The 13083-nt window shown below is 53.5% G+C and carries 11 protein-coding genes; 7 read left to right on the top strand and 4 right to left on the bottom strand.

All coding sequences use genetic code 11. The annotated features are described in order from the left end of the window. The first annotated feature begins 23 nt into the window (after positions 1-23). The 4 genes from C4Q26_RS26135 (at position 24) to C4Q26_RS26120 (ending at position 5509) form a co-directional block, all read left to right on the top strand. Complete coding sequence (locus C4Q26_RS26135) at positions 24-479, top strand: hypothetical protein (RefSeq protein WP_104883924.1); 456 nt, start codon at positions 24-26, stop codon at positions 477-479. Between the two features lie 67 nt (positions 480-546). Continuing rightward, positions 547-1299, top strand: coding sequence for a hypothetical protein (locus C4Q26_RS26130; RefSeq protein WP_104883923.1), 753 nt, complete (start codon positions 547-549; stop codon positions 1297-1299). Between the two features lie 32 nt (positions 1300-1331). Next, positions 1332-3641: an AAA family ATPase gene (locus C4Q26_RS26125; protein ID WP_104884081.1), complete on the top strand. Its 2310-nt coding sequence runs from the start codon at positions 1332-1334 to the stop codon at positions 3639-3641. Continuing rightward, entirely contained in the window at positions 3638-5509 is a 1872-nt protein-coding gene (locus tag C4Q26_RS26120) for a UvrD-helicase domain-containing protein (RefSeq protein ID WP_104883922.1), read from the top strand. The genes C4Q26_RS26125 and C4Q26_RS26120 overlap by 4 nt, the downstream gene beginning before the upstream one ends. Positions 5510-5835: 326 nt before the next feature. On the opposite strand, the gene C4Q26_RS26110 is transcribed toward C4Q26_RS26120, so the two are convergent. Further along, a complete protein-coding gene (locus C4Q26_RS26110) occupies positions 5836-6768 on the bottom strand; it encodes a LysR family transcriptional regulator (protein ID WP_104883921.1) in 933 nt (310 codons plus the stop codon). A 105-nt stretch (positions 6769-6873) separates the two neighbouring features. Between C4Q26_RS26110 and C4Q26_RS26105 the strand changes: the two genes are divergently transcribed. Further along, a complete protein-coding gene (locus C4Q26_RS26105) occupies positions 6874-7617 on the top strand; it encodes an SDR family oxidoreductase (protein WP_104883920.1) in 744 nt (247 codons plus the stop codon). 16 nt (positions 7618-7633) lie between these two features. Next, positions 7634-8311, top strand: coding sequence for a type 1 glutamine amidotransferase domain-containing protein (locus C4Q26_RS26100; RefSeq protein WP_104883919.1), 678 nt, complete (start codon positions 7634-7636; stop codon positions 8309-8311). A 164-nt stretch (positions 8312-8475) separates the two neighbouring features. Here C4Q26_RS26100 and C4Q26_RS26095 read toward each other — a convergent pair whose 3' ends face one another. Both C4Q26_RS26095 and C4Q26_RS26090 read right to left on the bottom strand, forming a co-directional pair. Continuing rightward, on the bottom strand, positions 8476-9645 hold the full coding sequence (locus tag C4Q26_RS26095; RefSeq protein WP_104883918.1) for a hypothetical protein: 1170 nt from the start codon (positions 9643-9645) through the stop codon (positions 8476-8478). 101 nt (positions 9646-9746) lie between these two features. Then, entirely contained in the window at positions 9747-10340 is a 594-nt protein-coding gene (locus C4Q26_RS26090) for a hypothetical protein (RefSeq protein WP_158664925.1), read from the bottom strand. 436 nt (positions 10341-10776) lie between these two features. On the opposite strand from C4Q26_RS26090, the gene C4Q26_RS26085 reads away from it, so the two are divergent. Further along, positions 10777-11712, top strand: coding sequence for a hypothetical protein (locus C4Q26_RS26085; protein WP_104883916.1), 936 nt, complete (start codon positions 10777-10779; stop codon positions 11710-11712). Between the two features lie 621 nt (positions 11713-12333). Here C4Q26_RS26085 and C4Q26_RS26075 read toward each other — a convergent pair. After that, positions 12334-13077 carry a hypothetical protein gene (locus C4Q26_RS26075; RefSeq protein WP_158664924.1) on the bottom strand — a complete coding sequence of 248 codons (744 nt, stop codon included), beginning with the start codon at positions 13075-13077 and terminating at the stop codon, positions 12334-12336. Between the last annotated feature and the right edge of the window lie 6 nt (positions 13078-13083).

Here is a 13083-nt window from a genome sequence, read left to right as displayed (position 1 = left end):
ACCTACTACGACGGATCGTATCAATGTCATTCCTTATACCTATCGTTCTTGCACTGCTCACCAAGCCATTCCTTCAAAGCCGCCTTTGCCAGGGGCAGTACGGCTTTTTAGCGACATATTTCGGCTGGGGCCTTCTAGGAACAATAGCGCTTTCAATCGGTGTCTTTTGGCTGCTTGGGCCAATCTTCCTCGAGCAAGACCACGGCAGAGGGGATAGAGCCCTGTCCGTGACATTCCGTATCTGGAGCCTCGTCACCACCCTTTACATGGTGGGGATTGCTGTTGGGCTGAATCACATTCGGAAAGTGAGTAGCTCCTCCCTGCTCAACCTCTACATCATCATGCTGATCGTCTGCACGGCATTACTGTTTTTATCCAGCCTAGCCGTTGCAGCGGTCTACTGGATCATCTACGCAGTGGCAGTGTTTGTTGTACACAAAATCGGTACCGGGCAAGGTGCGCCGGCACCAGAGAAATAATTGGAGCCATCGGCCCGGTCTCGATGAATGCCGATTACCCTTCCCTCCTGCACAAGACGGCAACGACATGCTGCACTCATTCAGGCGAAACAAAAGTCAGCTCTACAAGCGATATCTTGGACACCGAGAAGAAGGTGAGAAACGCGTTTGCGAAGAAGATGAAATCACGGGACTGATCGCCGGCCCTTTGGATTTCCTGCCCCCAGAAGCGAGTGGCGCGTTCTGGCGTGCACTAATCGAAAGTGACGTTGGTGAAGATCTGCCCCTCCCCACTGGGGCCGTCAGCTTTCTGCGAATGGACTTCTGGCCGAAACGAGCGGTCGAGCCTGATTTGGTTGTTGAGATGGGATGGTCGACCGGGGAGCGACGAATCATTGTCGTGGAGTTCAAATGGCGTGCGCCCCTGGGTACCGATCAGCTCCATCGGCAGTGGAATGAGTTTCTGACGGACGCTGAGCGCGAAGTCGCTTACCACCTGTTCATTGGGCCCGAGTTGAGTGTTGGTCTCAACGCCCTAGGGCAGAAGGACATTTGGAATGGTCGGCTGATCCTGCGGTCATGGCTAAACGTGCTTCAGATCCTCAATAAGCTGGACTGCACGACCTACCCTGGATTGAGCAAATGGCGAACCCAAGTCGCCAGCTTCCTTGGCCAGCTGGACATCAGGCGTTTCCAGGGATTTCAGCAACTGTCGCCAGTCCTGCTACCTATTCGGACGCACGTGTTCTGGAATCCGTTGAACGGGTTCGACACGAAGGCGCCAGCCTTGCCTGTTGTGAGCAACATCAAGCCTAATCATTTCCTATGGAGTTCCCTGTGATGTCGTCATTACGCCGCCACAGGGAAGAGGCTATGCAAATCCAGAATCTGGAGATCGCGAATTTCCGTAAGCTCCTGTCAGCTCGAATCGACCTGGCAAGCAGCACCACCCTGCTAGTCGGAGCGAACAATAGCGGCAAATCCTCGGCAATGTTGGCACTGCGCAAATTCCTGCTTTCAAAGGCCACGGCGTTCCGCCTCCAGGATCTAACGCTGTCGCATCTAGCGACCATCGATGACATTGGCGTTGAGTGGGAGGATGCCGGCGACGACTTCAAAATTCCGGTTGCGAATGACTGGGCACATTGGTTGCCTGCCTTGGATTTATGGGTGGAAGCGGTTCAAGGCGAGCTCCATCACGTCCGAGATCTGATTCCCAATTTTGCGTGGAAAGGCGGCCACGTAGGGATGCGCTTCCGACTCGAGCCAAAGGATATGGCAAAGCTTTACACCGACTACCGTAAAGAGCGGACTCGCGTGAAGGTGTTGCAACAGGAGATTACGAAGAAGACCAAGGCAGGTGACACACCGCCCACCCTCCCATTGTGGCCGCAAAGCTTGCACGATTACCTCAATCGACGGCTTGGCACCATGTTTACCATTCGCTGGTATCGCCTCGACCCTATTCAGCTTTGCGATCCTGACCACGACACTCGCCATGCAAATCCGCAGAAGCTCTCTGCTACTTCTACCCCGCTGGCAAACAACCCGCTAACTGACCTCATACGTGTGCACGAAATCAATGCTCAGCGTGGTTTTGGGGACAGTGCAGAAGAACGCGTTACTGAAGGAAAAGGTGGTTCAGGGAAAAAGCTGACTGAGCAATTACGTGCTTACTACAGTCGCCATCTGGATCCGGGAGATAGCCCCGACATTTCGGATCTTGAAGCTTTGACAGCCATCCAAGCCGCCCAGTCAGCCTTCGATACCCGTCTGACCTCGAGCTTTGCACCCGCCCTGCGAGAGGTGGCAGGCCTTGGGTATCCCAATAATTCTGACCCCGCCATTAGGGTCGAGACCCGCCTGGCTCCTACAGACGGCATGAACCATGAAGCGGCAGTGCTCTTTGAACTTGATTCGGCAGCAGGTGCTCCGGGAGCTCCACCCATGCGATTACCCGAGACGTCAAACGGCCTGGGTTATCAGAACCTGATATCGATGATTTTCCAGCTGATGGCGTTTCGGGACGAGTGGCTGAAGAAATACAAAAGCACTGATGAGCAGACGGACGCGGGGGTTGAGCCGATCCATCTTGTTCTGATCGAAGAGCCCGAAGCTCATTTGCATGTTCAGGTTCAGCAAGCCTTCATCAAGCATGCGTACCACGTCCTCTGCAACGACCCCCTGCTCACGAAGTATCCCAAGCTCAAAACACAGATGGTGGTCAGCTCTCATTCCAGCCACGTGGCTCACGAAACCGAATATGCGAACTTGAGGTACTTCCGCAGGCTACCTGCAGGTATGGCCGGCATACGAATTCCGGTATCCACAGTCTCCAACCTCAGCACCGTTTTCGGCCAGAAGAATCCGCACAAACAAACCAAGGAATTCGTCACTCGTTACCTCAGGGCGCAACATGCTGATCTCTTCTTCGCCGACGCGGTCATCCTTGTAGAAGGCGCAGCGGAGCGAATGATGCTGCCGCATTTCCTTCGAAAACACTTTCCTTTCCTCGACCGTTGCTACATCACTATTCTGGACATTGGGGGCAGTCACGCGCACCGACTCAGGCCTTTAATTGATGCCCTCGGCATCGTCACCCTGGTCATCACTGATCTGGACGCTGGCTTCAAAAATGCCGCCACGCCCGTCAAGCGCAGCGAGGCGCAATCCACCAACAATCCAACCTTGCGCCACTGGGTGACTGCTAGAAACCTGGGCCACGATGTGGACACGCTGCTGAATTTGGATTTCGAGCAGAAAGCTCAGCAAATCGACGAGCTGTTTGCTATCAGAATGGCCTACCAGACGCCTATCAGCATTGTCCTCCCTAGCACCGAAGCAGAAGCGGAAGCCCTGCCCAACACCTTCGAAGACAGCCTGGTTCTGAGCAACATCGAACATTTCGTGACCAAGCGAGGCAAAGGTTTGACCAAGAAATTTGCTAGCGCGCTCCGTGAGTCTGAAACCGCAGGCGACTTGGGTAAAGCACTGTTCGACGCGCTCAGAGACGGTGATAAAGCTGAGTTTGCGCTGCAGGTTCTGGGTGACTCTGACTTTGCCAATTTGAAGGTTCCAGCGTACATCCGCGAAGGGCTGGAATGGTTACAGACCAAGCTAGAGAAGAAGAGTAAGGAGCTTCTGATCATCCCAACAGCCAGCGTTAAGGTAACTGGACAATGAGCGCTGTAGTTGATGTCAACGACGACGAGAAGCCAACTGCTGATGACATTATTGAGGAGTGCTTGCATCTTGAGCATCCCCGCAGCTTTTTCCTGTACGCAGGGGCTGGTTCCGGAAAAACGCATTCTCTTGTCGTAGCGGTGAAATCCTTAATGAAACGGGAGCGACAGCGTCTCACTTTTGAGGGGCGGCAGATAGCGATCATTACCTATACCAATGCGGCATGCGAAGAGATTGCCCGTCGACTTGAGCATGATCCGCTTGTAGAGGTTTCGACGATCCACGCGTTTTCTTGGCGGTTGATCAAGGGGTTCAACGACGACATTCGTGAATGGTTGCGCGTCAAACTCGCTGACGACATTGATGATCTCGATGACAAGCTTCGCCGAGCGGTAGGCGTCAATAAGACCTTTCTTGCAAACCAGGCGAGTCGTGACAGCAAAACTCGCCGCCTGGCGAGTCTGGACGACATCCCGGTTTTCACCTACAGCCCGACCGGAGACAACAGCGGCAGGCAGTCTTTGAACCATAGCGAAGTCATCCAGATGGCCGCGGCGTTCATTCCCAAATCGCCATTATTGGACATCATGGCGGATCGGCATCCGGTGCTGCTTATTGATGAAAGTCAAGACACGAACGGGCCGTTAATGGATGCGTTTCTGCAAGCTCAAGCGGCTATTCCCCAGCGTTTTTGCCTTGGGCTGCTGGGAGACACAATGCAGCGCATCTACCACGACGGGAGAACGGGGCTCGATAAGGCTATTCCAACTGACTGGGCCAAACCTGAAAAACGCGTCAACCGTAGGTGCCCATCTCGAATTGTCGAGTTGATCAATGTCATCCGGTTAGGGGCGGGCACGCACCAGCAAACACCGAAACCAGACGCTAAACGTGGCGTTGTGCGGATGTTCTGCACCCAACTAGCGCCTGATAAGGATTTCAGTTTCGAGGAAAACGTCGCTAAGCGGATGGCCGATTTGACCGGCGACGGTCACTGGGCCGCCGGCAAGAAAGGACGTAAAACGCTGATCCTGGAACACAGAATGGCTGGGCGCCGTATGGGGTTCGAGGGTGTGTTTACCCCCCTCTATGATGTCGAGCATCTTAAAACGGGCCTGCTCGACGGAACCCTGCCCATTCTCAAGTTATTTTTTGAGCGAGTCGGGCCGATTCTCCTGGCCGCTCAAACGGATGATTTCACACTGATGGAGGCAGTGCGCCTGCATTCCCCGCTGCTTGATCCTAAGTACCTGGAGTCAGTATCGGATCAGCTGGATTTGCTGGAGTCAGTAGGTAAGGCCACTCAGTCACTGTGTGAGTTGCTAACCGACAATGACCCTTTGATCGAAGAAGTAGCTCGGATTCTTCTCGACACTGGACTGCTCGAGTTGCCGGAGCGTTTCATCACAGCCATGGCACTGGGCGCTACAACTGACGAAGCACCGGAGACGTCGGATCGTGAAGCGCTTGAGACACATGCATACCGAGTCGTGCTAGGGCGGCCCTACTCTGAAATGGCTGCCTTCGCCGAGTACGCAAATGGGCTTTCACCCTTCGATACCCACCAAGGGGTTAAGGGGCTCGAGTTTCCTCGCGTAATGGTCATTCTGAATGACGACGAAGCCGATGGGTTTCTGTTTAGCTATGAAAAGCTGTTGGGCGTTAAGCCCGCATCAACAAACGATGTGAAGAATCAGCGCGCGGGCAAGGATGACTCGTTGTCACGTACTCTCAGGCTCTTGTATGTGACCTGTAGTCGTGCCGAGGAAAGCCTCGCTATCGTGGTCTACAGCGCCCAACCAGAGACAGCTAAAACTCGTGTCATTGAAGCTGGTTGGCTGACATCCGATGAGATTGTCGTGCTCTGAGGCGCGTGTAGCATGCGAAACGACGGTAGGACAGATCAATGTAATCGTCCTACCGTCACTCAAATCCATAAGTAGCAATGGGCATGAGTGGCAAGCGATAGAGGGTAAGTCACCAGCGGGAACGTAAGATCAGGTGATGCCAGTCCTATCGACCGCGTTCTTGATTGGTTCAACCTCGAAAGAGCGGTTCACCTTGTAAAGCATCTGGGCGCCCAACCATTTGTCGAAATGGCCTGCATCTCGCCTGACGTTTCTAGCTCGCGTAAGGCAGTGTTCACAGCCTTCAGCAAGGCAGGCTCATCCTTGCGAATACCCAGGCCACACGATTACATGGCACCACCAATCAAGCCTACACCAGGAAACACGCTTTGATCGCCGAGTTTCCCCAGCAAGAAATCATATACCAGCCTTATCCTCCGAGGGACTGCCCCAGGGCGCGTCCGATAGAGCACAAGGTCAAGAGGTCGCGGAGCATAGTCGGGCAACACTTCTATGAGCCTGCCTTGAGATAGATGAGGCTCCGCGAGGTACAAGGGTATTTGGGCAAACACTGCCCCCTGAAGCACCATCTCCAGTTCGGTCTCCGGATCGTCACAGATGAAGTCCGGCTGCTCCGGAATGAAGCTCTCTTCATTGGAGAACATCCATGGCCAGCCGCGACCAGACCTTCGATCCAACAGTAAGGACAGGGGCATCGCTTTGAGTTCATGGAGAGTCGAGGGGGTACCTACACTGGCGATCAAATCAGGAGCAGCCACGACCTTCAATGGCACATTGGCTACAGTCCTGGCAACGAATCGACGATCGCGGACAGTTCCCACACGGATGCCGATGTCGATCTTCGCCATGACCGAGTCGGTCAGTTCGTCATCCAGGGTCAGCTCGATGCTCAGCTTGGGATGCTGCCGACGCAATTCAGCTAGAAAGCGTGCCAGGTAGAGCTTGCCGATCGCATGGGGCGCAGTAAGCCCTACCCGTCCAACCACTACATCATCTGCTCCGCGCCCAGCCCTCATGAAGAGCTGGTCGAAGTTGTCAACAGCGGCCCTCGCATCTGCTGCCAGCCCTTTGCCGAAATCAGTGATACGTATCTGCCTCGTGCTTCGGTGAAAGAGCGGCTCGCCCATAAGTCGCTCAAGTTCCTGCACCGCCCTGGTGACCTTTTGCGGTGATGTGCCTAGCTGATTCGCAGCCTCACGGAACGATGAAGCGTCAACGACCGCCAGGAAAACCCTAACCATTTCGAGTCGATTCAACATCTTATTGTTCCATATTTCGGAATTTTAAAATCCCAAATATTCCATTCTCCGTTATGAAATGACAACCCATAATCGGTGCCATATCCACCTGTTGAGGTTAATGAAATGAACAATGGTATCGAAGGGAAGGTTGTCGTAATCACTGGCGCAAGCAGCGGCCTGGGGGAATCCACCGCTCGTCACTTGGCCAACCTAGGCGCATCGGTGGTACTCGCCGCTCGCCGCGAAGCACACCTGAATGCAATCGTTGACGAGATCAAGGCCGCTGGGGGTCAAGCTACCGCCCTCAAGGTCGACGTTACTCGTCATGGCGATTTGGTTGGCCTCGCGCAACACGCCGTGGACACCTTTGGCCGTGTGGATGTAATGATCAACAACGCAGGCCTTATGGCCATCGCACCTATATCAGAACTGCGCGTTGATGAATGGGATCGCATGATCGACATCAACATCAAAGGCGTGATGTACGGTATCGCTGCCACCCTGCCCCTTTTCGAGCAGCAAGGCTGGGGTCACTTCATCAACATTTCATCCGTGGCGGGTATCAAGGTGTTTAGCCCTGGTGGCTCGGTGTATAGCGGTACCAAGTATGCAGTACGGGCGATTTCGGATGGCTTGCGCCATGAGGTAGGTCGAAACATCCGTACCACTACGATTGAACCGGGCGCGGTGGATTCTGAGCTTAAATTCGGGAGCGGGCACGAAGCCAGTGCTGAGGCCGTGGCGGATTTCTACAAGCTTGCAATCCCTGCCGAATCGGTTGCTAGGGCCATTGCGTTTGCCATTGAACAGCCGGCTGATGTGGACATCAACGAAATCGTACTTCGCCCTACATCCCAAGACTTCTGAGCGAGAGGAAAACGACATGAAAGTTTTGATGGTGCTGACCTCACACGACCAATTGGGTGAAACCGGCCAGAAAACGGGCTTCTGGCTTGAAGAGTTTGCCGCCCCCTACTACGTGTTCAAGGACGCAGGTGCCGAGGTTGTGCTGGCGTCGCCTGCAGGTGGCCAGCCACCGCTCGATCCGAAAAGCGCGTTGCCCGAATTCCAGACCGATATGACCCAGCGCTTCAACGCTGACGCGGCTGCACAAAAAGCTTTGGCCAATACCATCAAGCTGGATACGGTCAGAGCAGATGACTTCGACACGGTATTCTACCCAGGTGGCCATGGCCCTCTGTGGGATCTCGCCGAGTCGAAGGTTTCCATTCAACTGATCGAGTCATTCGAACGAGCAGGTAAGCCAATCGGTTTTGTCTGCCACGCCCCTGGTACGCTGCGCCACGTAAAAGCAGTTGACGGCGCTCCTTTGATCAAAGGCCGTCGGGTAACCGGCTTTACCAATGGTGAGGAAGCCGCGGTTGAGCTCACTGATGTCGTGCCGTTCCTGATTGAAGACGAATTCCAGCGCCTGGGTGGCCGTTATGAAAAGGGCCCCGATTGGGCGCCATTCGTCATCGAAGACGGCAAGCTGGTCACGGGGCAAAACCCAGCAAGCTCTGAGGGTACAGCGAAAGCGCTACTCGCCCAACTGAGGTAACGTCTACTGGCCGGGAGAGCGGGGTCATACAGCGGCCATCCTCACCCGAATGACTAAAGCGGGATGGCGTTAACAACTTCGACCAGCGCCCCACCCTGACCCAGAAGGACGTTAATATCTCCAGTGGTCAGGGTGCAGGGCTCACTCCATCTGAATTGGCGTAACTAGTTGTGCAAGCAGATTTCGACAATTTTTTGGAAGATCGAGCTCTTGGCTGCCTCTCGCAGCTTCACAATGTCGTAGGTGAAGCTCGAGAAGAACAATTCGCCCAGCGGATGACCGAGTACAGGTATACGGGTGCCGACCTCATCGGTGATCACGACGTTGTACACCAGGCTCTGTTTTACGATAGTTCCATTGGTGGCCTTGTTGGACGACACGAAGAACCACGCGCCTTCGGCGCCATTGTCTTGAATGAAAACGCTGTGTCGCTGCTTCTGTTTGGTGGGAGTGAGGTAATACGGCAACGAAGCGACCTCAATCCCCACCTCTCGCGACGGCGACGTACCATTGTCATGACGCTCCTGATTGTCGAATAACGTGTTGCCGATGATCGATGGAACCCGAAGGGTGCTGTAGGCATTCAGCCATGTGTTCGAATGCTTGTCGCGGATGGGGAAAGCACTGTTCCAGAGGACGTCAAACGCCTTGGAACCCTCCTTCCCAAAGACCGCACCAAGCTGCTTGAACTCATGATTGAACTCCCCTTTCGAGGCCTCGTCGAATCGACGGGAGCTGTCAATTTTGATCGTTTCGCCGTCAACCGTTACATCGAGAACCTGGATGTAGACATTTTCGCTCCAATCTCGGCGGCAGCTCACCAACTGTAGCGAGTGAGCTGGCAGCTTCGCACCGCTGATTGTCACTGCCTTGTCTCTGAAGATCGACTCTTTGAGCGCCAGTTCCTGCAAGCATTTTTCAATAGCCGCTACCGAGAGGGATTTCTTAGCTACCACGTCGAAGCCTTGACAGATCGTGTCAAGACTTGCAGTAAAGCGATGCAGCTTCACTGACGTGTAGTAATCGAAGGCTGCCTCCGGGCTCCGCTGGTGAACATTAAGAGCTTGCCAGAAGCTGTTGTACGACTCCTCTCCCTCGAGGCTGGTCTTGAGGATACTCGAACCATTCTTGCTCCCTCCCGCCACCCTTACCTTCTCACTGACAACAAGGTAGTTCGCACTGCCTACTTGAAGCTCTGTTGGTAAGGGCAGGTTTTCAGCGCTCAACACCTTGGATGCACCGAATTTATCCGCGAGCGTAGCGATGGTCTTTAGCCAACCCTCGCTATCTGAAGGAGTCTTCGCTGTATCGAGTAACCAAAGGGGATTTGACATGGTTGGCAGCCCTTCCAGGAATGCCTTGACCTGATGGGTAGCCTCATAGACTACAGGACTGAACTCAACGCCAGCGTGCCTTAGGAGACGGGCAATGCGGTTCAGACAGTCAGTCTGATGGTAGTTGATGCTATTGGGGTACTGATCAAGCGCCTTAAGCGAATTTGCTCACCTAGAGACTCGCCTTCCTCAAAAAATTCAACGGACACAAATTTTTTTAAACGATCAACCATGATGAACGCACCTAGGAGATAACCACAAACGTGCTCAGGGAGAGTCTTCCCGTTATTAGACCAAACATCACTGAACGTCTGCTTAGTCAGTGCGATGAGCCGGTTTCGATCTGACAAATTCTCTTCTTTTGACTTATCCGGCTTTGCCATTTCAACGGCAATCAGATTATCGTGAAGCTGCTCGCCGCGACTATGAACTATAAGGTCACAGGTAACCTGAATGACCTCATCCTTTCCGCGAATGATTGTTTTGATTTCGCCATGCTGCTTCCGGTTATGCTCAGCATCTGCATAGTAACCCGCCAATCCATATTCTCTTAGCAGATACTCAAACTGGTAACCCAAACGCGCGCAGAGGTTGCGCTCAGCGGCATTATCTCGAATTAGGGAAGCATCGACACGTAAAAATTCATTAAGGCCACGTTTGAACAGCTCATAGAGAGCTTTCTGAGTAATATCCATATCATCCTGCTCCGACCAATGCGAAAACCTGAGTAAACCACACTCAGCGCTTACCGCGTAGCAGTAATTTTGTTGCCTCATAAAAATTTCGTTGACCTCGTGCCTTAACGACCTTAACAGCTCCCAAACACGGAGCCAGCATCATGGGTCAGTTAATGTGCCGGGAGCCCTGCTAATAAAGCCATCCCAGGTCTTTAACGATATTTTAAAAACCTTCGCGCTCAAAGCCAATCTGCTCAGAAACCACCTTGAAGCCGCCAACACCGCGACTGGCCCCTCATTTATTAAGCAGCTACAGCCATTCTGCAGTCGGCGGTCTTCTCTGTCTTCTCAACGTCCAGCCGATCACCCTCATGCCAGGCGCCTCTATGTGATGGCGTAGAGCCACATCATCATCTAGCCTTCGACTACCAATTACGATCAAGGAGTGCATCGAATGAAACTTTTTCTAATATTAATTGCGAGTCTTGCACTGAGCGGCTGCGAAACGTTATCGCTGCTGACGATGAGCAAGGTTGAACCGGCGCCGGCAGCGGGCGATGTCATAGAGGCTGAACTGTTCTACTCTTACAAACACAAAAACTTCGCCATCAGTGAGCTTGGCCTATCCAAAGAGCAAGTTAAATCTGTCGAGGAGGCGTGCTTTCCTGAGCTGGATGCGGCTAGAAAAGAGGGAAGAGAGGATGATCTCGAAGAGCAAAAAATGATGGGGGATGGAATCTTTCTCCCAGCAGCTGGCGCAATGGTATTTGATGCCGCTGTCAACGCTGTAGGTGAACACGTCAAGGGAATAAAAGAGAAAGCCAGCCAGTCCTACTCCTCATACATAATGGTTCCGGCAAACGCGTTCGCCTACGCAAATTGTATCGTATTGCAGCGCAAGGGCGCAGACGGAGTTCGCAAGGCAGGATTCATTACACAACTAATCACCGATGGCGACCAGGGAACTTATTTCTACCTTCAGCCAGTTCTGGCGTGGGCGAAAAATAGTGTCGCCCTAACAAAATGCAATGACAATTGCTATTGGGGAAACAACAAGCAAGGTGAAATCAGTATGTCGATGGCAGTCGTTGCAATCGCCTCTGTTAAAGGCGCCAGTGAGTACAACGAAGTTCATCAGTTTGGCGCAGGTGCGGTATCAATCACCGCAGTGCCATTGAGGGGGGCTGCGATAGCCAAGAAGGACGCGATACCGTCTGATCTCTTTGCAATGCCCCCCGACGTATCGACAGTTAAGCTTTCCGTTGCTGTGACCGAAACCGGCAAGATCCCTGCAGACTTTACTAAAGCCGGCGAAGAGTTGAAGGCTTTCCGTGAGGCCATGAGCCCGATGATCTCCACTCGGCTCAAGGAGTTAAACACCAAGGATTGACGGAGCCTACCTGGGGCTCAAACTGATGAGCCCCATGCCCAACAAAGCAACTACCCTACCCCACCCGGTGTAAATCCCACCGAGAGAACGTGGTGGCTCGCCCACGGCTTCGTCACGGAGATAGAGCGATTCTCCAATCACGAGCGTCCAACTGAGCAGCAGAGACCGATATCCATTACGACCTTAGAGCTCCTGCCCCGCTGCAATTTCTGTAGCGACACCGAAAACGTTACGGTGCTTTGAATTACCTGACCAGCACTAAGAGACCGCGTTTGGCCCACACCGCTTCATCAATCCCCTTATTCACAGCCTCATAAATTTCGCGCGAAACTTCGTCAGGCTGTAATGACCACTGCGCTGATTGTGCTTTAAGTCGCTGGAGGTCTGCCGGGGCCAAAAATATTGAGCGATTTGAATCACTCCCGTCTCCTACGAGAGGATCCAAACTCGTGCCCGTTAGAGCATTGAGTAACACCTCTACCATGTGAGAGTTGATAGACAAGCTTTGTACTAGCGTACGGACACCGCCCCCTGTCGGCAGTGAAAAGTTATCGACCTGCGGCTCAGTGTAAAACTCGACGATCGTTCCCATACTAAATGCTCTCCACTGCAGGCTTGTCCTTAGAAGCCAAATTCTTGCGAATCTCTCTTGTTGTGGTGATCAAGCTTGTACCCGAAATCAACGATTAGCTGCGCCACCGCACCTTCAACCCAATCGACCATGTCGAACATCGTAATGTCGGAATCGGTACCCCGCTCCAGACGCCCGAGCTCTTGATCAACCTGCCGCATGAACTCCTTGTGAGAGAGCGACAACGCGTCGAGACAGCCTCGGAAATCCTGCTGGGCAAGCTTGCGCAAAACCTTTGCCCACGCCGCAGCCAAGACGCTGTCGCCCTTGTCAAACTCTCCGCTGGTAGATGCATCATACAGCCGTAGCGCGTACCGCTGGGCGGCGTCATAGTCAAGATCGACCAACGCAGCCAATGCTTGCGATTGCCCGCGCTCCAAATTGTAGAAATCATCGGATGGCACGGATTTGAGAATGGCGGACGCGAGTTGCCGGCGAGCGACGTGATCCTTGAATCTGATCGCCAGACTCAGCTCCACCAGCAGCAGTTCGGGGGCAGGCCTGAACGCTTCCGCGATCTTGCACCCCCACTGGATTACAGTCTTGGCACCAGATTCGAAATCGGCTACTTGTCCAAGAATGGCAATTGCAGCCAGCCACTCGAACAGCCCTCCCCGCGCAGCTAGCGCTACCGTGATGTCTTGGCTGGCACGCGCGATGTTCCAGTTGCGCTCCATTTGCGAGAATGCAGCCTGATTATCTTGTACGGCTTGCCCTGCCAGTTCCTTGGCCATTGCTTG

Origin of the sequence: Pseudomonas sp. SWI44 (assembly GCF_002947915.1) — a bacterium.
Classification (GTDB): Bacteria; Pseudomonadota; Gammaproteobacteria; order Pseudomonadales; family Pseudomonadaceae; genus Aquipseudomonas; species Aquipseudomonas taiwanensis.
The sequence above is the reverse complement of the archived record's forward strand: the minus strand, read 5'-3'. Positions and strand labels throughout refer to the sequence as shown.